Raw genomic sequence first — 25,158 nt, forward strand, 5'->3', positions numbered from 1 at the left:
GAAGTAGTGGTATTTTTTTGTAGTGAAGTTGGTCATTAGTTCGAGCGAAACGCTAGGAAGATTTTTTAATATTCTTGCAAATTATTAATCCATTTTTGTTGGTCATTATTTAACGTATCGAACTGCATTATTGCTTCTAGATTTATTGTTTTTTCAATGTTGTGAGGTGTTTCCATATCTAATGTTTGTACTATCGGTTCACTTTCACTGTAATAAGATGTTTTTATTTTATTTATTATTAGTTTATAGTTTTTTAATTGAAAAATGGTACTTATTTTTCTGTTGTCTTCTTTTACATTAAAATGAAATTTTAGTTTAAGTTCTGATAACAATTTTTCATAACTGGTTTCTTTTTCTTTTGAATTATAGCAAATAACAGCTAATAGTAGGTTATTAGTATCTGACATCATTTGAAAATGATTAAATCTTAAATTTTTATAGAAATATGATGTGTCATCTTCTGTATATCTGTTGAGAGAAAATACTTTTCCAATTATTTTTTCCGCATCATCTGTATAATTAATTTGATTGTTTAACTCGTTAGCATATATGTTTTTCATAGAAACATATCGTGTTTCATAATATTTGGAAAATGCTTCTTTCGCATTTATCGTTTTATAAATATTGTTCTCATTGGGCAATAAATATTGGGTAGAATCTTTATCCACAAAATTTGCAAGAAAAAATTCTTTTACATTTACTTTTTTGTTCAAATTTTCAAAATTGGTATAACCCTTTTGTGAGTATGCAAAGTTAAGGACAATGTGACAGAGTAAAATTGAAAATACTTTTGCCTTTAGTGATTTCTTGTTATTATTTAATGTGATCATATTTAATTTTTTAGTTTCTTTTATTTTTCCTGCCAATAATTTAATTCTGGAAACACAATAGGTTCTCTGCCTTGCCATTTAGGGAATACAAAATCTTTTGGAAGCGAGTATTGTGATATTTCAAAATCATTTTTTTCTAAATTGAATTTAGATGCTCTAAATTTCATTATTTCAATTTTTTCTTTTGAATTTTCAAGCCATATCTTTCCAAATGTGTATGGTTTATTTTTCGAAACTTTATCCATTCCTACAGCAAGAAATACATCTTTCCCATATTGTTCTTGAAATTTTAATAGTTGTTTATCTAAATTAATAGGTAAAACAATTTGTGATTCATACCATTCGTTGCCATCTCTTGAATGCCATCTCATCCAAAATTGCACAGGAAGCTTTTTCCCTTTTGTAACTTTTAGCTTGACATTCTCATTCCATTTTATGTATGGAATCGGATCTTCATTTGAGTAAATTATGCTGCCGTCTTTGGTATAGCCTGCAATAGCAATGCTATAATCTTTTTTGTCTTCTTCTTCAGTTGTGAACCCAATATCATAATCATATTCTTTTTCTCCTTTTCCCAAACAGAATACGGAATGCCATGCAAATAGCGAAAAATATTCATCTCACTGTTTATATATGTTTCGGAATGACGGGCTTTATACTCAAACTTATTATAATCAATGTCATTTTCCCTCCATATCTCTTTATTCATAGTTTTAAATTTGCATATTTCTGTATTGCAAGTTCCTCCCTGCATCCAAATAGTGACATTTCCTCCGGGAGCCATTCCTGCTACAATCAGACTGTATTCTTGTTTAACACCATAAGAATCTATTACCTTTTTTTGAAACAATTCGAGCATTTTTTCTCGTGGTAATCTAAAACTAGCTTGATAATAATATCTATCAGCCTCACATAGCCAATTTACAGCAATACTATCGGGAACAGGCTTATATTTTTCGCCGCCAACATACCCTCCACTGGTAATGCCCCAACCAGGATCGTTACCAATATTTGCAGATACGCCTGCAATGCTTTTTCCTTGATAAAAATATTCTACAGTAGGAGAACAAGCAAAGTATTTTGGTGCTGACCAAGCAGCATTCCAGTCAAATGTACCTTTAGGCTGACAACTTGCAAGTAAACCGATAATTAAAAAACAGCATAAAAAAAATCTAACTTTTGGGTACATATATTTCTCGCTTATAAATTACTTTATCCTCTTTTATAATTGGTTCAACAGGTTCATTGATAAAAACATAATTTGCCAAAAGATGATGATCTCCTGTTTGCACTGTTAAAAAATCATTTTCAAAACCGCCATAATGCGCTGATAAATGAACGTAATTGTGGTGTATGTGTTTGTAGATCTCGTAATCTATCTCGTAGGTTGAATTTTTGTCTTTGTTTTCTTCTTTTGAAGCGGCACGCATAATTTCTAAATACTTTCGCAATATATCAAATGATTCTGTTTCGGGTTATTTATAAAATTTCAAGCTTAAAATTACCTAGATAATAAGTCGCGAGAGGTTAAATAAATTGTGTCAGATTCTAAACAATATTCTATATTGTTTATTTTCATGTAATTATAGCAGAAAAATATACCTTTGTTCTTGCCGTATTTTTGTCTTGAGCCTTCGCCTCTAAAATCATAAATTTTTACTGTCTTGTCTCTCAGTTTAATTAATAATGTATCTGTTTTTAATATTCTATCGTCCAAATAATACGATAAGTTGTTTTTGGACAACGTATCTATTTTATGGTATCTAATCGTTTTTTTGAACCTCCTTTTTGTGTGATTAGTATTTTAAGATTTTCATTTATTTGAGTGTCTGAAAATTTAATAATAATATTGCTAGAACCTACAAAATTGCTATTTTCACATTTATTGTGATTACTATAATCATCAGCAGTAAAATAAAAAAATCGAAAAATGAAAATGTTAGTAAAAAAAAAACAATATAATTTTCTTCATTTTATTTAGCTTTAATATATCCATTATAATTATTCATAAAATGATTTGACTTTATTGTTTTTCTTAAGTATCTTGATTATACTTAAGACGCATCTAATATTATAAAATATCAATTTTGAATCCGTCATGAATAGTTTGTTTTACATGATTATCTACATTGTAATAAAGTAAAAAACAACCTATAATGTGTTGTTCTCCATATGCGTATTCTATCTCGTTTTCGAATCCGTGAATATAGATAGATTTGTTATTGTCAAAAGTTATTTTTAAGCTATCAGTTGTATATAGTTGATACTTTTTTAGCTCTATTTCAATATTATCGTTTTTTTTTATGTGATTTAACTTTTTAAAAACTTTACCTTTTCGTATTATCTGTATTATCATTTTATTTTTAGCAATTTTTTCGTAGATATTGTTAAAATGTAGTGATAGATTGCCATTTCTTAAATTAACAATAGTATCGTTCGTACACTTGGTGTAAATTTCAGCTTTTATGTTGTCTTGTTTACGCACCCTTAAATAAGCATACAATCCAATTACAAAAATTAAACAAGTAGTAAAATATATTTTATTTTTCATTTCCATTATTTTGCTTTAATGTAACCATTATAATTATTCATAAAATGTGAAGATGATATCACTTTTTTTAGATATCGATTACCCGATAGCGCGGATTTGCAATCCGTGCGCGCAACAATAAGACACTACAAAAATTATCAAGAAAGAAGCTATAAAGAATCATACAGCTTTTGTTTGGTATTTAAAATAGAGAAGCAAACCAATCTTTGAGGGCATGGATTGCAAATCCGCGCTATCGGTTACTATTAATATTTCTAGAAAATAATTATTTAACAATCCATTTTTCTTCTTTATCCTTAACTTTATCAAGATAATTAAATAATGAATCTATTTTTTGTGTAGAAAGATGATTCATCTCTTTGTCAATTTTTATTTTTGCAATATAAGCAAGTGTATCTTGTAGAATTGGCTCCATATTTTTATATTTCTCGATGAAAAATATATCTTTCAAACATAATTTTTTATTGAAATCATCTATTTGAAACATGTAATTCCAAGTAACATGACTTGTACCATATTCAAATTTCACAACAAACGTATTTTTCGGCGTTTTGAAGAATTTTTTTTCAATTTCAACATCTAATTTACTATCTAAAATTGGCTCATAATCTTGAACATATCTACAAATGATTAATTTTTGATTCCAAGAACTCCATTTTTTTTTATAGCTACGTACTTTTAAGTAATAATTAATTGAATCCTTTGTTATTCTTTTTTCTAAAATAGTTTGTATTATTTTATCTTCATTTTTTTCTTCTAAATAATCAACACATTCTATAAGTGGATATTTTATATAAACACCTTTTGTGGTATCTACTACCTTTTCACCAGGATTTAATACAATGTTTTTTTCTTTATTTCTGTTGCAACTTAATATCATCAAAGTCACTATAGTGATATAAAAAAACTTATTTTTTATTTTGAAAGCATTTTTCATATGACATTATTTTTTTTAAAAGGTTATATGCTTTAATTCTTTCATCTCTTCCATTAATTCCACCGTTAACAAGTACAGATACTCTATTTAAATTATCCATATCTGCTATTGTATTTATGTCTAAGATAAATCCATCTTCTAAAACTTTTCCATATTTCCAGAACCAACCACCTGAATCTGCTGAATAATAAATTGAATTTGAAATTAGATTTAAATTTTTTATAACATCTAATCCAGAGTACTTTTTGTACCCAAGATATGCAGTTGCGTTATACGTTCTACTATCTTCTAATCCAGGTTCACCTTTTTTAGTTCATGTGAGTTGCATAAAACCTCTTCCGACATATGGATAATAAGGTTGATTTTCAGCATTTTTTTCAGTTGTAGCTGAAAAGTATCCTGTTTCCCAATATATCTGTGCAATAAAATGTATTTTTCTTAAACAACTATTTATTTCAAATTTTCTTAATGTGTCATTTAAAGCTTTTGTCAAAGCTGTATAAGATTTATGATCTTTAGGCATGTTATTTTCAAAGTGAAATAATTTGTCTATTCCATGATATGGCAAATTTATAATTGGAAATTCTTTGTTTTTTTTGTTTCAGGATCTTTAGCTGTATAAAATGTATTTTCTTTTAATTCTTTTACAATTTTTTTTACTTCCGCCTCTTTAAAATCCCGATTACAATAACAGGTAGAACTTGCCCCAATTGTAACCCTGCCACAATGTTCCCAGCTATCGGGCAAATTACCTTTAAGATCAAGCCATGCATCAGAGTTGTCTTTATAATAGAAATCAATATATTTTACAGATTGCATTAAATCAGTGTATACCTATTTCCAAACAAATTTTTGTTTTTTTTGTTGAATTTTTAGACATTCATTTATTGTGTAATTTATTGGGCAATCAAAACATATATTCTTTATGTCTTCCTTTTCAAAAAGATTGGAAAAACTAATTTCTGTTTTTATTATGGATTTTAGCGATTGACTACAAATCAATGTAGAGGGAAAAGACTCTATATCATCTTTACCTATTTTTTTGTTATATACATTATTAGAATATTTGAATTTTTTTGTTATATATAATTGTCCGTTGATTTTAGAAACAAAGAGCCAATAACTATTACCATTATATATACTGTTAAATTTAATTATTACAGTGTTTTTATTTTTTCTTATTGTTTCTATAGTACAAATACTTTTTAAATAGTTTTGTTCTGTTTTACCATTTTGTATTCCATTTATTTCAACAGGAATCTTTATTGTAACATTTTGATCAAAGATCTTATATCTATATATAGAATAGCAATTATCACATTCTCTACTTGTTATCTCATTAATGTTTCCTATTTTTTTTTTGTTTTCATAGACGGGAATTTTGTATTGACTTTGTGAATAAAGCTGAATAGTAAAAAAGCTTAGAAAACAACACACTACTTGTTTATACATTTCTTATCATAGTTTAAAAAGTTTTTTGTCCATATAGTAAAATTAATCCTTTCTTTCAATCCATTATCTCCGCCATTAATTGCTTTTGTAACTTCTTTGATTATTTCATCAGAAAATCCCTTATCCATAGCTGCCAAAGTTTTCTTTTGAAAAATTGTAGAATACCAGCCAGCTGAATTAAATGCATGAAATAAATCTTCAGATAATTTTTTAGCAAATATTTTTAATTTTTCATAAAAAGCCTCATCTAGACCTTTATTTCTTACATCTAAATTATTTTTTATACAGTATTCTACACTTTCATTTATATTACCATTAGAATCTTTGGAACTATACTTTTCGTATATTTGATAATAATTGCTTTCATTTATATAATCATAATATTTCAAATAATTAGAGTCATGAGTAATCTGTTTCATGCCTCTTCCTTGAAAAGCTACACCTCCTCTATAATTGCTAGGGACTACAGATCTACTTTCGTATGTATATCTAAAGTAAATTGTCTCTAAATACATTTGACCAAGGAAATGAATTTTTCGTTTGCATGAAGTTATTTTAAATTTTTCAAACATTTTATTCAACTCAACTGTAAATGCTTTAATTTTGTTTCTGTTTTTTTCTTCATCTATTTTCCCTTCAATAATTCTAATAATAGAAATAAATTCCAATCCAGCATCAAAAAATGCTTCCTTTCTTTTTTCCATCTTTTGATTGGTTCTTAGATTATATATAATTCCAATTATATCTTCTTCTGTAAAATCTCGATTACAATAGCAAGTAGAACTTGCTCCAATCGTAATCCTTCCACAATGTTCCCAGCTATCGGGCAAATTACCTTTAAGATCAAGCCATGCATCAGAGTTGTCTTTATAATAGAAATCAATGTATTTTACAGATTGCATTAAGTTTTTACTAAATACAATCTCAACAATGTCGTCGTATCTTTTTACGCCTAAATCGTGTTCAACTTCTTTTTTATTGTGGTTCGAAACAAAAGCCTGACCGTTTACGGCTGTCAATTTGTACCGTAAGTAACCGTCGGGATCACTTGCATACTGATGCGCCTTCTGGAGTTTAAACTTTAAAATCGTTTTTTCTTTTTTGATTGTTTCAGGTTTAAATTCAATTGTAACCTCAGATTTCTTTTTGTAAACTTCTTTTATTGCGGTAGATATTAAACTTGATTGGTTTGAAGAAATTACTTTAAAATCATCATTGCTTTGTAACTCTGCAAAAGGCACAAAGTCGTAACTGCTTACATAATCATAAAAATTAATCGCCATTGCTGTTTGTTTTTAGTCGTTTTGATGCAATCAGTTGTACGTCTCCAAGAGTGGTTTTTAAAACTATTTTTGATGCATTTTTTGATATAGTTTTATTCACGATAATGTTACTGTCTGACTGCGCTTTTATTATAATATTTTTTGCTTGTTTTAGTATTGCCATAATCTTTTTAGTTAAAGCTTGAATTTTCTGCTGAATGTCCATTTATATTTTTTGCACTATGAATATTAATATCGTCTTGAGTTGTACTAATATTTATTTTTCCGGCTATTTCTCCTGCAGTTCCGCCTACTTCTCTCAAATAGTTATCATCTGCAATTTCTGTTCGGTCATCAGATTTTTCGAAAAGATTTCCGCTAGCGTTTATAGTAATGTTATTTCCTGCGATTTGTGTTATATTATTATCTGCATTATTATCAATGTCATATCCTGCTTTCAGTGTAATACTTTCAGAAGCCTCAAAAACAATATTTTTAGCGCGTATGGTAACTGTTTCAGGAGAGGTCATATTAATATTTTTGCCTTCTTCATCTAGCTGAATTTCATTCCCGCTTGGGTCAGAAAGCCAGATACCTACTTTTTCAATAAACTTGAAAAGCTGTCCAAAAGGGAGTTTCCAGCCTTTAATTCGGTTTTTGTCGTCAAAAAAATCGGGCATTTCTTTTCCGTTATAATAGGTGCCAGAAACATACGGGCGTTCCGCATTGCCGCCTTCAAAACTCACCTGAACTTCTTCGCCAATTTCGGGTCTGAAATAAAGCCCTTTTCCAGAACCAGAGTAAGGCTGAACCACACGCATCCAGTCGCTTTTGCTTGACCAGCCATTCCAGAAGAATTCCACTTTTATGCGTCCCATCTTTTCAGGGTCATTATTGTCAATTACTATTGCGGGCTGGCTTTCGGCGGGAGCAAATGCCGTTACGTCTGTGTAGTGTGGCGCTGCCACATCGGCTGGAATTGCTTTGAACTGGCAGGTGTAATTTCCGTTTACTTCAGAGCGGTGTACAATTTCAACTGCCAATAAATGGTGCTCTACATTTTTGTTTTCAATAGAAAAAGTCTGTCCCAAACCTATAGGCAGATAAGAGGTGCCGCTGTAGAATATGCTGTTGGCATCGCGCCCTGCAGTCTGCATTTTCACCATTTCATCAATTTCTTCTTTATTTTGAGCGTTGCTGGTATACGCGCCGTTTTCGAGTCCGGGTCTTACAATGTAAGGCTGTTTAAAGACGGCAAGCGATGCAAAACGATCTCGGCTTCCTTCTGAGGTTTTTTCTGCACCATTTTTTATGGGGGAAGCGCTATTGTAGTCATAGCTGCTGAACGAAGTTTTGTGCGAAACCAGATTGGCCTCGATGCTAAAGTTATGCAGAGACGATTCGTTTATGAGTTTTATGTCGGTGTTTTTAATCTGGCCAAACTGCATGCGCATTCCATCAAAATAAAACCATTGGGCATAGCGTGCAGAAAGGCGTTTAAGGAAATCAAAGCTTGTTTCGTTATACTGGATTTTAAAACTGAATTCTTTTGTATAAGTAGGCACAATGGCTTCTCTCTGATAAAATTCTCCCGAACTTTCTTCTGCAAAAATTTCGAGCCCAATCTGCTGAAGGCTTTTCTCGCGAAAGATTCTGGATTTTGGCATATCATCCAGAGCAATGGTATGGCTTGTTCCCGTTACATGCAGTCCGGCGGGGCTTCCGTGCAGATCTATAGAGCCTAGTTTTGTAATTCTTCCTTTAGACATTAATCGGATGCCTTTTACTTTAAAGGTAAAAATGACCTCGCTGCCAATATAGTTGCTAAAGGCTTTTTCCTGATCCTGCGGGGCAATAATAGGTTTTCCTGTGTATTGCCAAAAGAAAGAAAAATGATGGTGGTCTGCCATTTTTTGAGAGAGCTCAAGATTGTAGTAGATAACATTTTGGGTAAAGCCTTCTATGGTAATATGTACCTGTTCGGAGAATTTTGACATTTTTTATAAATTTAAATAGGGTAGTGATTGGTTAAATTGAAATCTATTTTTTAAAGAACTTGGCATTGCCAAAAACCGATTCTTTGGCTGTCAGTTCTATGGATAAGAGCATTAGAATTTGCTCATGCTGTTACATTCTTCTTCGTTGATTTGTAGTTTGCTAGAAAGCTCATGCTGTTTGCTTTAAGGTTAATTTGATGCAATAGTTTTGCGATCCTTTATTTTGATATAGAGGAGAATAGTGGGATTTCTAAAATGTAGTTGGATTTACTGCTGGTATATGCGCAGTATTTTTAGTGCGGTATTATGGTAAATATAGACAGGGAGAAATAATAGTGACTACCTCTAAAAGACAAAAAAATAATAGAATAGGGTATTTTAAGAATCGCTAAATAAAAACAAAAGCAAAGTTTTCTTAAAAAACTAACAATAAAAAAGAGCAACTCAGTACCTTAGCATCTCAGTATCTTAGAAACTAGAAGACATGACCATTCAGCAGTTAAAATATATAGTCGCTTTAGACGAAGAACGGCATTTTGCAAGAGCTGCCGAAGTTTGTATGGTAACGCAGCCTGGACTTACCATTCAGTTAAAAAATCTGGAAGAAGAAATCGGAATTAAGATTTTTGATCGAAATAAAGTGCCGTTGACACCAACCGTTTTAGGAATTGAAATTATTAATAAAGCCAAAAAGATACTTCGTGAAGTCGATGAAATTCGTGATTTTGTAATCAACGAAAAAAATCTATTGGAAGGAGAGTTGAAACTTGGTATTATTTCTACTTTATCGCCTTATTTGATTCCGCTGTTTATTCAGGCCATGAAAGAAGTGGCGCCCAAAGTGCATTTTATTATTAAAGAAGGGTATACGGGGCATTTAATGCGCGATTTAGAAACTGGCGCAATTGACGTTGCGATTATGGCTACGCCAACAGGAAATCCGAATTTAATCGAACATGTTGTTTTTAAAGAACCATTTATTGCCTATTTAAATCAGACGCATCCTATGGCGAATGATGAATTTTACGAAATGCAGCCTGGCGACAAAACCGAATTGTTATTATTGCATCACGAATATTGCTACAACGCACAATTATTGGACATCTGCGGACTAAAAACATCGGATAAAATAAAGGAACAATTTACGTACGATATCAATTCGATAGAAACCTTAAAAAATCTAGTTCGAGCGCATTTAGGATTTGCAATTATTCCTAAACTTTCCACCTTAAACGAATCTGGCGGACTTTTTAAACCTTTCAAGGAACCTGTTCCCGTAAGAGAAATAAGTCTAGTAGTTTCCGATTCCTTCTCCAAGAAATTATTACTAGAAAAAATGAATGAAGCAATCTGGAATTGTCTTCCCGAATCACTCAAAAAAGATTTCAATTATAAAAAAATCCGCTGGAATGATTCGCCTTATTTTATTAAGGAGATTAGTAAGTATCGTTAGAAATTCAAAAATGAAAAATCCAAATTCCAATTACTGTATAGCTTGGAATTTGGATTTTTTATTTTTTACGAATCTATTCAAAAAAGAATTACATTTAGTTTTGTTAGTCTGAGCGAAGTCGAAGACCAAGCAAGTAACTCCGCAATCAAAATCGCCAATCTTTGTAGAGTTTCTTACGAAGATTTCTCGTTCCTCGAAATGACAAACTGGGCGTTGTAAACTAAGCGGCTAATCACTCATAACTCATAACTCATAACTCATAATTCACAATTATTTTGATGCTTCAATAATCACATTCGCCACTTTCTCTGGCTGAGAAATAAATACCACGTGGCTACCTTTAATTTCAGTGATTTTGGTGTTAGAACGTTTGTACATGGCGTGCTGAATACTCGGAACAATACTTTTATCTTCAGTCGCTACGATTCCGTAAGAAGGTTTAGTTCTCCAAGCGGCTTTAGTTATCGGAGTTAAAAAACCTTGCGCATGAAAAGCACCTTGCGAAGCATACATAAAATCGGCTTGTTCCTTGCTCAAGTCTCCCGCAAAACCAACGTGAAATTTAGCTTTGTCATAATACGCAATTCCTTTTTCGTCTGGAGGCAATACACCATTTTCTGGAGCTGGAGGAGCAGTTTGCAACCATTGGACAGAATTTTCGCCATTATCAGGCTGTAAAGCCGCTACATAAACCAAAGCTGCTACTTTAGGATGATTTCCAGCTTCTGTAATTACTGTTCCTCCCCAAGAATGTCCAACTAAAATAGTGGTTCCGTCTTGTTTGTCTAAAGTTAAATTTGTGGCTTTAACATCATCTTCTAAAGAACTCAACGGATTCTGAACGATGGTTACATTATAGCCTTTTTTAGTCAAAACTTTGTATAAACCTTGCCATCCTGAGCCATCTGCAAATGCACCATGAACCAATACGACATTTTTAATTTTAGGATTAGTTTGTGCATTTACGCTTGTGAATGCTAAACTAAAAATTAGTATTGCGAATGCTAAAAAGCTTTTAAATATTGTTTTCATTTTATTTAGATTTTAAATTTGAATAGAAATTTCAATTTTAAAAATTCCAAATTCCAATTTTCCATTCAGACTTGGAATTTGGGATTTTTGTATTGGGATTTATTTAAAGTAAAGTGATTGATAAAGTAATCTCAGTATTCAGCAATTTAGAAATTGGACAAATTTCTTTTGCTTTTTGCGCGGTTTGCTGAAACTCTTCTGCAGAAATTCCGGGAACTTTTCCAGTCAATTCTAACTGAATTAAGGTGATAGTTCCGTCTTCAAAAGTTACTTTAGCTGTTGTATCTAAATCTTCAGGAACGAAACCTGCTTCAGATAATAAAAAGCTTAACTGCATAGTAAAACACCCAGAATGTGCCGCTGCGATTAATTCTTCAGGATTGGTTCCAACACCTTGCTCAAAACGAGTTTTGAATGATAATTGGGCATTATCTAAAGTTGTGCTTTGTGTACTGATTGTTCCTTTTCCTTCCATTCCTGTACCTTTCCAGTTTGCGTTTGCTCTTCTTGTAAATTTCATGATTTCTATTTTTTAAGTTATTTTTTAAGATGTTCAAATCATTTCTTTGATTTTGATGAGACAAAGGTATAGGGAAGGTATTTATTAATCAAATTAATAATTTTTAGTGGTTATAAAAATATTTTATAACTACTGATTAGATTGAGGTTAGAACACAAAAGACTTTAAATAATAATTTTCTGCAAAACTTCCTTTTGGAAATGAGTGCCCTAGCCCTGATAGAAGTGAAAATCCTTTTGTGCTGGGGTTCAGCACAAAAGATTGTAACGGATAGCGGGAAATAGCTCCTAATCAATATCAATGCTTCATTTTAGTTCATTTATTGGAGCAGATTAAAATCTTGGTTCAAGAAAAGAAGGGGTATTTAGGCACTTATTTGGTTTCAAATTATAATGTGAAACAAAGTAAGCGGCCGATTTGTAGTTTTATTTATGTGGTGAATTTAATTTTATACGAAAGAATTTTATAAGACGATCGAGAAAATAAATTTTCAATGAATAATCTAACTTTTAAATTTATGAGAAATGCTTTTCTAATAATTGGAGTTTGTTTGAGTTCAATTTTGTTCTCCTGCAAAAAAGATAAGGATAAAGAGCAAGTAAGTACAGAAGCGGAAAAGACTGATACTGCCGACTCTACATTAATTGCAGATCGTGGTTGGCCTCGTGAAGCGGAGAATAAGGGTACAAAACTGGTTTATTATCAGCCTCAGGTAGACGACTGGAAAGATTTTAAGGAACTTACAGCGAGAGTAGCTTTTTCGCTGACTCCAAAAGATGGAAAACAGGTTTTGGGTGTGGCTTCTTTGAAGGCAGAAACATTGGTAGACAAAGACAACCGAAGTGCTTTTATTAAAAATCTTCAGGTAACCGATATCCGGTTTCCAGCTCTGGACGAAAAGAAAGTTCCTGAAATGGAAAAGCTGTTTAAAGAAACGTTGCCTCAGAGCGGAGATCCTATTTCGGTAGATCGTATTTTGGCAGATTTAAGTCATACCAAAAGTCCGCCAAAGGGAATTACGGCTAAAAATGATCCTCCAGCCATTTTTTACAGTACGAATCCGTCGATTTTGCTTATTGTGCAAGGCGAACCGGTTTTGGTGCCTGTAGAAAAATCGGATATTCAGTATGTGGTAAATACCAATTGGGATTTGTTTTTTGATAAAACCACAAAAGATTATTATCTATTGGTAGAGAACATTTGGCTGACTTCGAAAAATATTGCGGGAAAATGGACTAAAACAGACAAATTGCCTTCGGGTTTAAGCAATCTACCTTCGGGACAGAATTTTGATGATGTTAATAAAATGATTCCGCCCCCGTCTTCTGGAGCAGCTCCTGAAGTTTTCTACAGTAATAAACCTGCTGAATTGATTGCGATAAACGGAAGTCCGAAATTCGTTAAAATTCCAGGGACGAAATTGCTGTACATTGACAATACCGAGAATGATATTTTTGCCGATGAAAACAAAGGTCAGTATTATGTATTATTGTCAGGAAGATGGTTTAAGTCTAAAGAATTAACTGGACCGTGGAGCTATGCTAGTAATAGTCTTCCTGCCGATTTTGCTAAAATTCCTAAAGATTCTCCGCGTGCCAATGTATTGTCATCGGTGCCAGGAACGCAGGAAGCAAATGATGCTGTAATGTTATCACAAGTTCCGACAACAGCTATTTTGAAGAAATCGGATGCTGAAGCGAAAGTAAAAGTATCGTATGATGGTGGAACACCTCAATTTAAACCAATCGAAGGAACCAAAATGCAATATGCAAGCAATACGCAAGAGAAGATTATAAAAGTGGGCGATTTGTATTATTTGTGTTTTCAGGCGGTTTGGTTTATGTCAACAAATCCGAACGGCACCTTGGAAAACATGCGATTCTGTGCCCAAAGAAATTTATACGATTCCGCCAAGTTCGCCAGTATACAATGTAACGTATGTAACGCAAACTACAACCGATACAACGGTTGAAAGCAGTGCAACGGCAGGTTATTTAGGCGCTTTTATTATTGGTGCTACATTTGGCGCGATATTGACTTATGGCACAGGATGGTATTATCCGCCTTATATGTATTACGGCGGACTGTATCCAATTTATCGTCCGTGGCCATATGCGTATGGAGGAGGAGCGGTTTATAATCCGTGGACGGGTGGTTATGCAGCTGGAAGACGCGTTTACGGACCTTATGGAGCAGCTGGAACTTCGGCTTGGTATAATCCTGCAACGGGAAGATACGGTCGTTCTGCAAGTGTTCAGGGTTGGTATGGCGGGCGCACTGCTGCAAGTACTTATAATCCGTGGACGGGAAATTATGCGAGAACCAACCAAGGACATAACGCGTATGCACAATGGGGACATTCGGCTGCTACAAACGGGAATCAGTGGGCGCAGACAGGTCATATTACAACGCGACGAGGAACGGCAATTGGTTATGAAACTTCGGGCGGAAATAAAGGTGTAATTACGCATAGAAGAGGCGGAGGAACTACGATTCATACCAATAATAATGTGTACGCTGGTCACGATGGACATGTTTATAAAAGAGATGCCAACGGAAACTGGAGTCATTACAATAATGGAAATGGTGGCTGGACGCAAGCAGGAACTTTGGGTTCGTCCAAAAAAGCGGGCGATGCGATTCAGCGTAATAAGCCGAATCAGGGACTTGGTGCAAATGGAGCGGGAGAGAGAATTCAGCGTGACAGACCTAATGAAGGACTTGGTGCAAATGGAGCAGGAGAGAGAGTTCAGCGCGATAATTTGCCAAAAGCGGGTCAAAACCTAGGAGGCGAAACCCGAATAGGAGATGGAATGCAACGCGATAATTTCCCTAAAGCAGATCAAACCCTCGGACAGCCAAATAAACCGCTTGGAGAAGCTGGACATCCAGATGTTACAAACGATCTAAATCGCTCGGCTCTTTCTAGAGATCGCGGAGAAATGCAAACGCGTAATTTCCAAAATATCCAAAGAGATGGAGGCCATTTTAATGGTGGAGGTTTCGGCGGTGGCGGTTTCAGAGGCGGAGGCGGCTTTAGAGGCAGAAGATAAAAGTGAAGGTTAAATTTAATTCAGAAAATCAGGATGGCGGTAAAATGCTAATCCTGATTTTTTTTTGCTCATTTTGCCACAAAGGCTTTACATGCTGTTTATTTAACCGCAAAGAGCGCAAAGGTTTACGCAAAGCACACAAAGATATTTTTAGAGTCAAACTTATTATAAGTATTGAGAACACAAAGCTGTGAGAATAAAACTTTGCGACTTCGCGTCTTTGCGAGATTAAAAACTTCGCGAACCTTGCGTAAATCCTTGCGTCCTTTGCGGTTAAACTCTCAAACATTTTACCTCTCAAAATTCACAACTCACGGCCTGTCCATTTCACCTTTGAGTTTGTCCGTTTCAACTATTTTCTGATTTCGTATGAAGGGTTATCGAAATACTTTTGACTAAGAAATTAACGAAAACAAATAATTTAAAATCAGAAGTTATGGAAACGGAAAAACAAAAAACATGGGTTATAATCGCAATTATTGTTTTAGGAATCATTGCCTTTTTAGTTCCGAATCAGATTGCGGCGCAGACAGGAGTTAAACGCGTTGATTTGCAAAAACACGATCTAAGCGTTCCGGGACGCGAAATGGTTCAGGCACGAATCGATTTTGACGGACATTCGGCTTTTGGGAAACATTCTCATCCGGGCGAAGAAGTGATTTATGTGGTTGAAGGTTCGCTGGAGTATCAGATTGAAGGAGAAAAGCCAGTGACACTAAAAGCAGGCGAAGTACTTTTTATTCCAGCGGGCGTGGCGCATTCGGCTAAAAATAATACAAATGTAAAAGCATCAGAACTCGCGACTTATATTGTGGAAAAAGGGAAACCGATACTTGTAATGAAAAACTAAAAATTTTAACCGCAAAGTACGCAAGGTATTTTACTCTTGCTTTCTGCTGCAATACGCAAAGTTCGCAAAGCTTTGTATTGAAATTTTAGCCACAGATTAAATTGATTTGCACAGATTTTAATCATTTGAAAAAAAAGTTTTGAGTTGAAATGCATATAGTTTTTAACGCAGAGCGCGCAAAGGATTTTCGCAAAGTACGGGAAGTTCTGTTTAAGGAGAATGTCAATAGACATTAAATTCGCAAAGCTTTGTGTTGAAAGTTTAGCCACAGATTAAATTGTTTTTTACAGATTTTAATCATTTTAATCCTTTAATCTGTGGCAAAAAAAACGTAAAGTTTGGTAAATAAGCCTTTGTGAACTTAAAAGAAACTTAGTTTCAACTCAAAAAAATCTTTGTGTTCTCTGCGAATCCTTTGTGCTTTTTGCGTTAAAGTTATCCCAAATTAAAGCCTGTCCATTTCAACCTAAAGTTTGTCCACTTCACCTTTTTTTACCTTTTAAAACAAACAATGTCAAGATACCTTTGACGAAGAAATTAACTGATAATCAACTAAGCAAAAAATAAAAAATTATGAAAACACTATCCAATATTCTAATCGCTATTCTTTTTATGAATGCAGCTTTCACTCAAGCACAAACTTCAAAACAAAAAACAATTGAAGTAAACAGTTCACTTGGAACTTTAAAACAAATTAATGCTGGATTATTGAACGTGGGCTATACAGAAGCAGTGTCCGTCAAACGGAACTCCAGTAATACTACTTCACGGCTGGCCTTATGATATTCACAGTTATAACGAAGTCGTTCCGATTTTAGTAGCAAAAGGTTATCACGTTTTTACACCATACTTACGCGGATTTGGAACTACGACTTTTCTTTCGAAAGAAACTTTCAGAAACGGTCAACAAGCTGCTTTAGCCAGTGATATTATCGCTTTTATGGATGCGCTGAAAATTGACAAAGCTGTAATTGGCGGTTTCGACTGGGGAGCGAGAACTGCGGTGGTAGTATCGGCACTTTGGCCAGAACGTGTAAAAGGTTTGGTTTCTGTAAGTGGTTACTTGGTGGTGAACTTAGAAGCAAACTTAAAACCGCTTCCTCCAACAGCCGAATTAGGATGGTGGTACCAGTATTATTTCGCAACCGAAAGGGGAAAAGAAGGTTACACTCAAAACACTTACGATTTTAATAAACTAATCTGGAAAATCGCTTCTCCTTTATGGAATTTTGACAAAGCAACTTACGATCAAACGGCCAGTCTTTTGATAATCCAGATCATGTAGCGATTGTGATTCACAATTACAGATGGAGACAATCTCTAGAAGCAGGTGAAGCTAAATACGATTCTTTAGAAAAACGTTTGGCAGCAAAACCAGAAATCAAAGTTCCAACCATTACAATAGGAAGTGATTTTGACGGCGCTTTCGCGGATGGAAAAGTCTATGCAAACAAATTCACCGGAAAATACGAACACAGAGTTTTAAAAGGAATCGGACATAATGTTCCGCAAGAAGATCCAAAGGCGTTTGCACAAGCGATAATTGACGTCTCTAAGTAAATTCCAATTTTTAAATCCCAAATTCAATAGCAATTGCAATAGCAAAAATCAATATCAATAAACATTTCACTTTTTACAAATAACATTTTACACAAAAAAATCATGGAAACAAAAGTTTTATACACAGGAAAAACACACACAACAGGCGGTAGAGAAGGAGCTTCTCAAAGTTCAGACGAACAATTGAATATCAAATTAAGCGCACCAGGATCTTCACGTCCGGGAACAAATCCAGAGCAATTGTTTGCTGCAGGATGGTCAGCTTGTTTTATTGGAGCACTTGGAATTGCAGCTTCTAAACTTGGGGTTCGACTTCCAGCCGAAACCGCTGTCGACGCCGAAGTAGATTTGGGCGTAACAGAAGGAGAATATTCGCTTCAGGCAAGATTAAATATTAGTCTTCCAGGAATTGATACTCAAACGGCAGAAACTTTGGCGGCACAAGCGCATCAGACTTGTCCGTATTCTAAAGCGACTAGAGGGAATATAAACGTTGAGATTAATATTCTTTAAAAAGAGTTTTAAGTTATGAGTTGATGCGATAATTCAGCTCTCAACAAACCTGACAGGATTTTAAAACCTGTCAGGTTTAATAAATTTAATTATGAAAAAGATAAAAATTTTAAGTGGTTTTATAATGCTGTTTTTTTTAATTGGAAACAGCGTTTTTAGTCAAAACAACTCAAAAGGTTTTGCACTTTTAGAATTATATACTTCCGAAGGCTGTTCGAGCTGTCCGCCTGCTGATGAATTGCTTGGAAAAATTCAGAATGAATACCGAGATAAAAACGTTTATGTATTGGCTTATCATGTAGATTATTGGGACAAACAGGGCTGGAAAGACATTTTTAGTAATGCCGATTTTACCAAAAGACAATACGATTATGCCCAATTTATGGGGAAAGAACCAATTTACACGCCCCAAGTAATTATTAACGGAAAAACTGATTATATCGGTTCTCAAGAAACGAGTCTCAGAAACGGAATTAAATCGGCGCTTTCAAAGCCAGTTTCGACAAGCTTAAGTTTAGAAAGCATTCAAAAAGAGAATTCGCTTGCAGTAAATTATAACGTCGAAGCCACTTCAAAAAACAGCCGTTTATTGCTTGCAGTTGTTCAGAAAGAAGCTAAAAGCAATGTAAAAAGAGGCGAGAATGCGCATCGGGTTTTATCGCATTATCAAATTGTTCGTAATCTCCAATCTGTAGATTTAAACAAAGCCAAAAAAGGAGCAGCATCAATTCGTCTTCCTAAAAATTATAATGCACAGGATTTCGAAATCATTGGTTTTGTACAAGATATGAATTCAGGTGCTATTTTGGGAGTAAAGAAGGCTTAGTTTTCTATTTCACGCAGATTTAAAGTGATTTTAGCAGATTTAGCAGATTTTTTTTGATTCTAGTTTTCCGCCCTGTTTGTCATCCCGAGGAACGAGGGATCTCCGTGAGTAGCTCTACAAAATGAGAATAAAAAAAACTTTGCGCCTTAGCGACTTTGCGAGATTAAAATTTATCTGCGCATATCTCCTAAAATCAGTAAAAATCTGCGTGAAATCTTTTTCAAATAAACTTATCTTTGATCATAACTAACCAATTACAATATGGAAAAAACAAAACGTTTTCAGGTTTCGCTCAAAGTCATTTGGGGAAGTTCGATTGCATTGGCGGTCATGGCTTCGATACCTAAATTATTTGATGCCGATTCTACACCTGGAGACCTTATTATAAACTCTTCGATTACGTTGTTGTTCTCCCTTTTTATATGGTATTACAACATTTACAGTTTACCAAAATTTTCTGCTAATCATGCCAACAAAAGCCTGTTTAACTGGAAACTTTTACTGAGTGTTATTCTAGGGATTGTCTTAATGGTGATTTTGGTAATCGCACATCAGGAACTGTTTCAGGTTTCAAAAATGGATGCGCCAATCATGTTCGAACTTCGAGGAGTTTTAATCAACTTGATTGTCTATATGTTCCTGCATCTGCTTTTTCAAAATTATCAGACACAGCAAATGGGAGTTGAGCTAGAACGCACAAAAGCTGTAAACCTTGGCGCTCAATACGAATTATTGAAACAGCAGGTAAATCCGCATTTTTTATTTAATAGTCTGAATACGCTAAAATCTATGGTCGATATCCAAGATCCGCAGAGTTCTGATTTTATCTTGAAATTATCCGATTTTTACCGTTTTACGCTAGAAAGCCGAAAAATGGATTTGATTCCGCTGAGCGAAGAAATTCAGATTCTGGATTCGTATGTGTATCTGCTGAAAGCGCGTTTTGAAGACGGATTTGTTTTAGAAAATGAAATCGATCCAAAGCAGTACGATTCGGCAATTCCACCTTTTACTTTACAATTATTAATTGAAAACTGCATCAAACACAATGTTGTTTCTTTAGATAAACCTCTCAAAATAAAGCTTTATACAGAAAATGAGTTTTTGGTAGTTGAAAATAAAATTCAGCTCAAAAGAGGCGCCGTGTCTACAGGTGTTGGTTTAGATAATATCAATCAGCGTTTTATGCACCTGATTCATAAAGAAATTGAAATTGACAAAGACGAAACTACCTTTAAAGTAAAAATACCACTAAATTATGACTATCATAATAATTGAAGATGAAGTAAAAACGGCCAAAGCACTTGGTCAATTAATTCTGAGCATCAGACCCGATGTTCAGATTTTGTCTTATATACAAAGCATTGACGGCGCAGTAGAGTATCTTTTAGAAAACGATCAGCCAGATCTTATTTTTATGGATATTCAACTTGCAGACGGTCAGTGTTTTGAGATTTTTAAGAATGTTGAGGTTTTGTCGCCTGTCATTTTCTGTACCGCTTTTGATGATTATGCCATCGAAGCATTTAAATCAAACGGAATTGATTATGTTTTGAAGCCTTTTTCAAGAGACAGCATTTCCCAAGCTTTAAAGAAAGCGGGAGAATTGAAAAACTTCTTTCAGAGAAATAAAAAAGCCATGCCCGATTTTGATTATTTATTGACCAGAAATGGCGAAAATAAAGGAAAAAGCAGTTTTTTAGTTTTCAAAAACAATAAATATCAGACGGTTTTAACCGAGAATATTGCGTTTTTCTACATCAAAAATGAAACGCCGACAATTATGACTTTAGACAAAAACGAATATCCGTTAACGCAGTCATTAGATGAGATTCATAAGCTTTTATCGCCAATTCAGTTCTTTAGAATCAACAGACAATATTTGGTTAATTTTTCGGCTATACGAGAAGCAGAACATTATTTTTCGCGTAAAATAATCGTGAAATTAAGCGTTCCAACAGAAGAAAAATTATTGGTAGGAAAAGAAAAAGCAACGGCATTTTTAAGCTGGTTAGAAAACCGATAAAACCAATTAATTTATCTTTTTTCAGACAAACTAATTGGCTTGATTTTACAATCCAGGAAACATAAAACAGCTTATAAAAAACAAAGCCGAAAGTATAAAACAGAGAATTAGAATGATTTTTTTCATCTTGATTTGTTATTAAGAATAAGAAATAATAAAATGCCTAATATCAATTATTAGGCATTTTATTTTGATATATTTTCTTTAGTTTATTTCTGATGGAGTATAAGTTGCGGTGTATAATTTTCTATACATTGCATACGTAACACTTACCATTACAAAGGCAATAATGGCATCGGTTGCTGCGCCAAAACCTAAAACGGCAATTTTGGAAAAGAAAGCAAAGATAATATCGAAAAATACGCCTGCGAAAACCCATTCTTTTAATCGTAATAATTTATTCGGAATTAAAAGGGTAATGACACCGGCTACTTTAAAAACGCCAAGGATGTAAATGAAATGTGCTGGATAACCCAATTGTTGTGTAATGCCCCAAACCAATGGATTATTTGTTAATTCGAAGAAACCGCTTGCGCCAAACCATAAAGAAGTTAATACTGCGCCTGTCCAATAGATAATTTTTGTTGTTTTTGAGTTCATGATTTTGATATTTAAAGTTATTTAACGGTACAAATGTGCGTTGAAAGCCTTAAAAACGAAATCGAAATTATGTTGAAACGGACAAAATTTGGGGTGAACTGGACGCTAATGGGCTTGGTGTTTTTTAACGCAAAGTTCGCTAAGTTTTTTTTCTTTAGATTGCGTTTTAAGTTCGCAAAGTTGTGCAAATATTGTGGTTTTTTAATCTCGCAAAGTCGCAGAGTCGCCAAGAATTTTTATTTTTTAAAGCCACAGATTAAAAAGATTAAAAGGATTTCTCTCTCGCAGATTTGGCAGATTTATTGGGATTTTTTAATATTAAAAATATAATCTGCTCAATCTGCCAAATCTGCGAGAGGTAAAAAAACTTTGCGACTCTGCGACTTTGCGAGATTAAATAAACTTAGCGTGCTTTACGAAAATCCTCCGCGAACTTTGCGTTAAAAAACTACACCGACATTTCAGCAATTAAATACTGCATTAGTTCGCTAGCTTTATGATGTTTTAAATTGCTTGTATTTTGTCCCGACCAAAAACTAATCATGTCGGTTCTTCCTTGAGCGAGTGCGGCTACTTTTAAAGGGGCGATTAATTTGGTTTGAAGAGGAAAAGGAAGTACTTCCGTTTCAAAGGGAACAGCGTCAGAGATTGTATTGCTAATCATTCGGCCCATTCTTCCTGTAAGCGATTTTGAAACCGTAGTTGGAACATTCGGATGAGTAAACAGCATTTCTTTATGAACAGGTGCAGCGCCCGATTCATCTGTGACCATAAAAGCAGTTCCTAATTGTACAGCATCGGCACCTAAAGCCATTGCTGCTTTTATTCCTTTTGCGTCTATGATTCCGCCCGCAGCAATGATTGGTGTTTTAGTTTTTGCTTTTAATTGCTGAACAAGAGTAAACAATCCTGTAAAAGAATCTTGTGCTGGTTTTAGGAACGATGGCCTATGTCCGCCAGCTTCAAATCCTGCAGCGATAATCGCATCTACTTCGGCATCTTCTAGCGCAAGCGCTTCTTCTAAAGTCGTTGCAGCGCCAACGGTTTTTATGCCTAGTTTTCGGCTTTCTTTCAGTATTTCTTTTGACGGAATTCCGAAAATAAAACTGAAAACAGCAGGTTGGAGTTCAAATACAACTTCTACCTGTTTTTCAAATTTAGAAGGAATGTTCGAAGATAAATCAGGAAGCGGAATTCCTAATTCATCAAAATAAGGTTTAAAATTCTGTTTTATCTTTTCCAGTTTTTCTGGAGGATAATTTAGAAGGCTTTTGTCAACATCATTAACCCATAAATTGATATTGTAAGGTTTAGAAGTAGCGAGTTTGATTTCTTTTCCAGCTTCACGAATTTCTTCGGGAGTGAGCGTATAAGCACCGTAACTGCCCAATCCGCCTGCATTGCTTACAGAAGCCAATAAAGCGGCAGTTGAAAAACCACCGCCCATCGGAACCTTGTAAAATTGGGTACTCAATGCCTAGTAACTGTGTTATTTTGGTTGAATTCCACATTGTATTTTAATTTACTTTAGTTGCTAATTTGTTACTGATAACCCATTTTCCATCAACAACGATAAGACTTAAAAGGTCATAATAATCATACTCGAATATCGGAACTTGAACTTTCGCGACAGCGGTATTATTGATAATTTCTAAAGATAGGATTTTCATTTTGAATTCTTCTCCCAATTCCTCCGGACTTTTACGGTTTTTTGCGCCTTCCAGATATTGATTTACGGTTTTAAAATGAGTTTCCCCATTAATATCAAAACCAACAATTGCCTCTTGATGAAAAACACTTCGCAATAAAGGAACATCACCAGTATAAATTCCGTTAAAATAATTCATAAGCACAGCTGTAATCAGCGCTGCATTTGTGCAAAAATTTTCCATGATTTTAAGTTTTGAAGTTATCAGATGCTGTGTCCAGCAACGTGTCCGCCATCTAAATTAATGATTTCGCCAGTTACAAAATTGCTTTCTGCCAAATAAAGAGCCAATTGTGCCACATCGTGGGTTTCTCCAATGCGTTTCAATAGATGTAATCCTGCCAAACTATCGGCATTATCGACGCCTGTTTTAGCTTGAAGCGGACTTCTAATAATCCCTGGAGCAATCGCATTTACTCTAATATTGTTTTTTCCGAATTCTGCGGCAAGTTGTCTTGTAAAGGCATGAACGCCGCCTTTGCTTGAAATAGGCGCAGTTGCTGGAAATCCGTCGATGGCATGATCTACCAAAACAGTTCCGATATTAATAATTGATCCTTCACCTTGTTGCAGCATTTGTTTTACGGCTGCTTGGCTTGTAAAATAAGTTCCTTTTAAATTAATGTTTAAAAAACGATCTAAGTCTTGTTCTTCAACATCTAAGAAAGATTGTGGCTGGAATATCCCTGCATTGTTTACCAATACATCAACACTTCCGAAACGGTCTAAAGCAGTTTCAACTAATTCTTTTCCGGTTGCAATACGGCTTACATCACCATGTACAATTGCAAGTTGATTCGCATGTCCTAATTCTTTAAAAGTAGTTTCAAGATTCTGCAAATTGGCAGAATTGATTACTACATTGTAGCCTTTTTCTAAAAATAACTGAGCTATTGATTTACCGATGCCTGTTGAAGCACCGGTTACTATAATTGTTTTCATTTTTTCCTGATTTTAAATTGATTATTTCTTTTGAGCAGTAATACCTCTTTCGCGCAATACAGAAACCTGTTCGCCTGCAAATCCCCAATCGTCCAATTCTATTTCTTGAATCACGATGTGTGTAAGACTCGGATCTTTGTCCAAAACATCTGTTATTAGTTGCGTAATACCAGAAATGAGCTGCTGTTTTTGTTCTCTTGTAACACCTTCACGAGTTACTTCAATTTTTACATATGGCATGATTTCTAAGTATTAAGCAAGTTTTGCTGTTAGGTTTACATCCAATTCAAATTCGTTGTAAATCAAAGTATCTCCAAGATTGGTGAAGAAATTTCCAGAACGGAATTTCATATCATATTTGGTACGATCAATGATGATTTTACCAAAAGCTTTCAAATCGTTTTCATTTTTTTCCACTTCCAAATTGAAACCAATTGGATGTGTAATGGCTTTAATAGTAAGATTGCCTTCGATAAAATAAGCCGAAGAAGATTGTTTAGAAACAGTTGTAATGTCTAGAGATGCAGTTTTGAATTTGTCTGTAGAAAAGAAATCCTCAGAGGCCAAATGTCCCGCAAATTGCTGATTTGTTGCAGAGTCGGTAACATCAAGAATTAAGATAGAAGTAGTGTCTATAACGACATTTCCGCCACTAAGTTCGTCATTAGAAAAAGTAAAATGACCATTCTCGATATTAATTGTTCCATTGTGTTGTCCAGTAACTTTTTTTCCAATCCAGTTTACTTGACTTTCAGTATTCGAAATTTTAAAATTTTTAGTTTCCATTATTCTGTATTTTAAATTGTTATTAATTTATAGTACAAAGTAATGGCGGTATTCAAGATAGATTACGTGATGTAGATCACATTCGTCAATGCGGTTTAGAAGCGTTGTACAATCGGCTTAAAGTTTCTCTGGATACACCAAGATAAGCGGCGATTAAATGTTTAGGTACGGTGTTGTACAAGGCAGGATAGAGGGCAAGCAATTCTTCGTATCTCGTTTTGGTGTCATTATTCATAAAAGAAAGCAATCTTTTCTGAGAA

32 protein-coding genes are annotated in these 25,158 nt (G+C 34.2%); 11 read left to right on the forward strand and 21 right to left on the reverse strand.

Annotation, left to right across the window (positions count from 1 at the left end; all coding sequences use genetic code 11):
- Positions 1 to 65 precede the first annotated feature (65 nt).
- The 12 genes from ACPWTF_RS23660 to ACPWTF_RS23715 form a co-directional block, all read right to left on the reverse strand.
- Positions 66 to 866, reverse strand: coding sequence for a hypothetical protein (locus ACPWTF_RS23660; protein ID WP_427873527.1), 801 nt, complete (start codon positions 864 to 866; stop codon positions 66 to 68).
- Positions 851 to 1,408, reverse strand: coding sequence for a hypothetical protein (locus ACPWTF_RS23665; RefSeq protein ID WP_427873529.1), 558 nt, complete (start codon positions 1,406 to 1,408; stop codon positions 851 to 853). Before ACPWTF_RS23665 ends, ACPWTF_RS23660 begins: the two co-directional genes overlap by 16 nt.
- Entirely contained in the window at positions 1,297 to 2,019 is a 723-nt protein-coding gene (locus ACPWTF_RS23670) for a DUF2931 family protein (protein WP_427873531.1), read from the reverse strand. Before ACPWTF_RS23670 ends, ACPWTF_RS23665 begins: the two co-directional genes overlap by 112 nt.
- Complete coding sequence (locus ACPWTF_RS23675; RefSeq protein WP_427873533.1) at positions 2,003 to 2,281, reverse strand: hypothetical protein; 279 nt, start codon at positions 2,279 to 2,281, stop codon at positions 2,003 to 2,005. Before ACPWTF_RS23675 ends, ACPWTF_RS23670 begins: the two co-directional genes overlap by 17 nt.
- 620 nt (positions 2,282 to 2,901) lie before the next feature.
- The gene (locus tag ACPWTF_RS23680; RefSeq protein WP_427873534.1) at positions 2,902 to 3,381 is read right to left on the reverse strand and encodes a hypothetical protein; all 480 of its coding nucleotides are present in this window, start codon (positions 3,379 to 3,381) and stop codon (positions 2,902 to 2,904) included.
- 265 nt (positions 3,382 to 3,646) lie between these two features.
- A complete protein-coding gene (locus tag ACPWTF_RS23685) occupies positions 3,647 to 4,318 on the reverse strand; it encodes a hypothetical protein (protein WP_427873536.1) in 672 nt (223 codons plus the stop codon).
- A 313-nt stretch (positions 4,319 to 4,631) separates the two neighbouring features.
- Positions 4,632 to 4,841 carry a hypothetical protein gene (locus tag ACPWTF_RS23690; RefSeq protein ID WP_427873538.1) on the reverse strand — a complete coding sequence of 70 codons (210 nt, stop codon included), beginning with the start codon at positions 4,839 to 4,841 and terminating at the stop codon, positions 4,632 to 4,634.
- 47 nt (positions 4,842 to 4,888) lie between these two features.
- A complete protein-coding gene (locus ACPWTF_RS23695; protein WP_427873540.1) occupies positions 4,889 to 5,137 on the reverse strand; it encodes a hypothetical protein in 249 nt (82 codons plus the stop codon).
- A 15-nt stretch (positions 5,138 to 5,152) separates the two neighbouring features.
- Positions 5,153 to 5,770, reverse strand: a complete 618-nt coding sequence (locus tag ACPWTF_RS23700; protein ID WP_427873541.1) for a hypothetical protein — start codon at positions 5,768 to 5,770, stop codon at positions 5,153 to 5,155.
- Positions 5,755 to 7,053 (reverse strand): hypothetical protein, encoded by a 1,299-nt coding sequence (locus ACPWTF_RS23705; RefSeq protein ID WP_427873543.1) that lies wholly within the window; start codon positions 7,051 to 7,053, stop codon positions 5,755 to 5,757. The genes ACPWTF_RS23700 and ACPWTF_RS23705 overlap by 16 nt, the downstream gene beginning before the upstream one ends.
- Positions 7,043 to 7,216: a hypothetical protein gene (locus tag ACPWTF_RS23710; protein ID WP_172426872.1), complete on the reverse strand. Its 174-nt coding sequence runs from the start codon at positions 7,214 to 7,216 to the stop codon at positions 7,043 to 7,045. The genes ACPWTF_RS23705 and ACPWTF_RS23710 overlap by 11 nt, the downstream gene beginning before the upstream one ends.
- Positions 7,217 to 7,223: 7 nt before the next feature.
- Positions 7,224 to 9,029, reverse strand: coding sequence for a type VI secretion system Vgr family protein (locus tag ACPWTF_RS23715; protein WP_427873545.1), 1,806 nt, complete (start codon positions 9,027 to 9,029; stop codon positions 7,224 to 7,226).
- 484 nt (positions 9,030 to 9,513) lie between these two features.
- On the opposite strand from ACPWTF_RS23715, the gene ACPWTF_RS23720 reads away from it, so the two are divergent.
- The gene (locus ACPWTF_RS23720) at positions 9,514 to 10,482 is read left to right on the forward strand and encodes a LysR substrate-binding domain-containing protein (RefSeq protein WP_427873546.1); all 969 of its coding nucleotides are present in this window, start codon (positions 9,514 to 9,516) and stop codon (positions 10,480 to 10,482) included.
- Positions 10,483 to 10,752: 270 nt separating this feature from the next.
- Here the strand turns inward: ACPWTF_RS23720 and ACPWTF_RS23725 are convergent, their stop codons facing one another.
- Positions 10,753 to 11,514, reverse strand: coding sequence for an alpha/beta hydrolase (locus ACPWTF_RS23725; protein WP_427873547.1), 762 nt, complete (start codon positions 11,512 to 11,514; stop codon positions 10,753 to 10,755).
- A 103-nt stretch (positions 11,515 to 11,617) separates the two neighbouring features.
- A complete protein-coding gene (locus ACPWTF_RS23730) occupies positions 11,618 to 12,034 on the reverse strand; it encodes an OsmC family protein (RefSeq protein WP_095929114.1) in 417 nt (138 codons plus the stop codon).
- Between the two features lie 517 nt (positions 12,035 to 12,551).
- Between ACPWTF_RS23730 and ACPWTF_RS23735 the strand changes: the two genes are divergently transcribed.
- The 10 genes from ACPWTF_RS23735 (at position 12,552) to ACPWTF_RS23780 (ending at position 20,862) form a co-directional block, all read left to right on the forward strand.
- Positions 12,552 to 14,006 carry a hypothetical protein gene (locus ACPWTF_RS23735; RefSeq protein ID WP_427873550.1) on the forward strand — a complete coding sequence of 485 codons (1,455 nt, stop codon included), beginning with the start codon at positions 12,552 to 12,554 and terminating at the stop codon, positions 14,004 to 14,006.
- Positions 13,918 to 15,087 carry a hypothetical protein gene (locus tag ACPWTF_RS23740; protein ID WP_427873551.1) on the forward strand — a complete coding sequence of 390 codons (1,170 nt, stop codon included), beginning with the start codon at positions 13,918 to 13,920 and terminating at the stop codon, positions 15,085 to 15,087. The genes ACPWTF_RS23735 and ACPWTF_RS23740 overlap by 89 nt, the downstream gene beginning before the upstream one ends.
- A gap of 436 nt (positions 15,088 to 15,523) precedes the next feature.
- Positions 15,524 to 15,937: a cupin domain-containing protein gene (locus ACPWTF_RS23745; RefSeq protein ID WP_427873553.1), complete on the forward strand. Its 414-nt coding sequence runs from the start codon at positions 15,524 to 15,526 to the stop codon at positions 15,935 to 15,937.
- A 573-nt stretch (positions 15,938 to 16,510) separates the two neighbouring features.
- A complete protein-coding gene (locus tag ACPWTF_RS23750) occupies positions 16,511 to 16,720 on the forward strand; it encodes a hypothetical protein (RefSeq protein ID WP_427873555.1) in 210 nt (69 codons plus the stop codon).
- Positions 16,721 to 16,748: 28 nt separating this feature from the next.
- The gene (locus ACPWTF_RS23755) at positions 16,749 to 17,222 is read left to right on the forward strand and encodes an alpha/beta fold hydrolase (protein ID WP_427875784.1); all 474 of its coding nucleotides are present in this window, start codon (positions 16,749 to 16,751) and stop codon (positions 17,220 to 17,222) included.
- 5 nt (positions 17,223 to 17,227) lie between these two features.
- Positions 17,228 to 17,497 carry an alpha/beta fold hydrolase gene (locus ACPWTF_RS23760; RefSeq protein ID WP_427873557.1) on the forward strand — a complete coding sequence of 90 codons (270 nt, stop codon included), beginning with the start codon at positions 17,228 to 17,230 and terminating at the stop codon, positions 17,495 to 17,497.
- 102 nt (positions 17,498 to 17,599) lie between these two features.
- Positions 17,600 to 18,010: an organic hydroperoxide resistance protein gene (locus tag ACPWTF_RS23765; protein ID WP_427873559.1), complete on the forward strand. Its 411-nt coding sequence runs from the start codon at positions 17,600 to 17,602 to the stop codon at positions 18,008 to 18,010.
- 91 nt (positions 18,011 to 18,101) lie between these two features.
- A complete protein-coding gene (locus ACPWTF_RS23770) occupies positions 18,102 to 18,836 on the forward strand; it encodes a DUF1223 domain-containing protein (RefSeq protein WP_427873560.1) in 735 nt (244 codons plus the stop codon).
- A 261-nt stretch (positions 18,837 to 19,097) separates the two neighbouring features.
- Positions 19,098 to 20,114: a sensor histidine kinase gene (locus tag ACPWTF_RS23775; protein ID WP_379799615.1), complete on the forward strand. Its 1,017-nt coding sequence runs from the start codon at positions 19,098 to 19,100 to the stop codon at positions 20,112 to 20,114.
- Positions 20,095 to 20,862: a LytR/AlgR family response regulator transcription factor gene (locus ACPWTF_RS23780; protein WP_427873563.1), complete on the forward strand. Its 768-nt coding sequence runs from the start codon at positions 20,095 to 20,097 to the stop codon at positions 20,860 to 20,862. The genes ACPWTF_RS23775 and ACPWTF_RS23780 overlap by 20 nt, the downstream gene beginning before the upstream one ends.
- A 204-nt stretch (positions 20,863 to 21,066) precedes the next feature.
- On the opposite strand, the gene ACPWTF_RS23785 is transcribed toward ACPWTF_RS23780, so the two are convergent.
- The 7 genes from ACPWTF_RS23785 to ACPWTF_RS23815 all read right to left on the reverse strand — a co-directional run bounded on the left by ACPWTF_RS23785 (position 21,067) and on the right by ACPWTF_RS23815 (position 25,133).
- On the reverse strand, positions 21,067 to 21,462 hold the full coding sequence (locus ACPWTF_RS23785; RefSeq protein WP_427873565.1) for a DoxX family protein: 396 nt from the start codon (positions 21,460 to 21,462) through the stop codon (positions 21,067 to 21,069).
- A gap of 448 nt (positions 21,463 to 21,910) precedes the next feature.
- Entirely contained in the window at positions 21,911 to 22,936 is a 1,026-nt protein-coding gene (locus tag ACPWTF_RS23790) for an NAD(P)H-dependent flavin oxidoreductase (protein ID WP_427873567.1), read from the reverse strand.
- Positions 22,937 to 22,979: 43 nt separating this feature from the next.
- A complete protein-coding gene (locus ACPWTF_RS23795) occupies positions 22,980 to 23,354 on the reverse strand; it encodes a nuclear transport factor 2 family protein (protein ID WP_427873569.1) in 375 nt (124 codons plus the stop codon).
- Between the two features lie 20 nt (positions 23,355 to 23,374).
- Positions 23,375 to 24,112, reverse strand: a complete 738-nt coding sequence (locus tag ACPWTF_RS23800) for an SDR family NAD(P)-dependent oxidoreductase (RefSeq protein ID WP_427873571.1) — start codon at positions 24,110 to 24,112, stop codon at positions 23,375 to 23,377.
- 21 nt (positions 24,113 to 24,133) lie between these two features.
- Positions 24,134 to 24,352, reverse strand: coding sequence for a tautomerase family protein (locus tag ACPWTF_RS23805; RefSeq protein ID WP_095929127.1), 219 nt, complete (start codon positions 24,350 to 24,352; stop codon positions 24,134 to 24,136).
- Between the two features lie 12 nt (positions 24,353 to 24,364).
- Positions 24,365 to 24,898, reverse strand: a complete 534-nt coding sequence (locus tag ACPWTF_RS23810; protein WP_427873574.1) for a YceI family protein — start codon at positions 24,896 to 24,898, stop codon at positions 24,365 to 24,367.
- Between the two features lie 85 nt (positions 24,899 to 24,983).
- Complete coding sequence (locus ACPWTF_RS23815; RefSeq protein ID WP_427873576.1) at positions 24,984 to 25,133, reverse strand: hypothetical protein; 150 nt, start codon at positions 25,131 to 25,133, stop codon at positions 24,984 to 24,986.
- Positions 25,134 to 25,158: the final 25 nt, after the last annotated feature.

The sequence above is a fragment of the Flavobacterium sp. MMS24-S5 genome, from assembly GCF_050320125.1.
Lineage (GTDB): Bacteria > Bacteroidota > Bacteroidia > Flavobacteriales > Flavobacteriaceae > Flavobacterium > Flavobacterium tyrosinilyticum.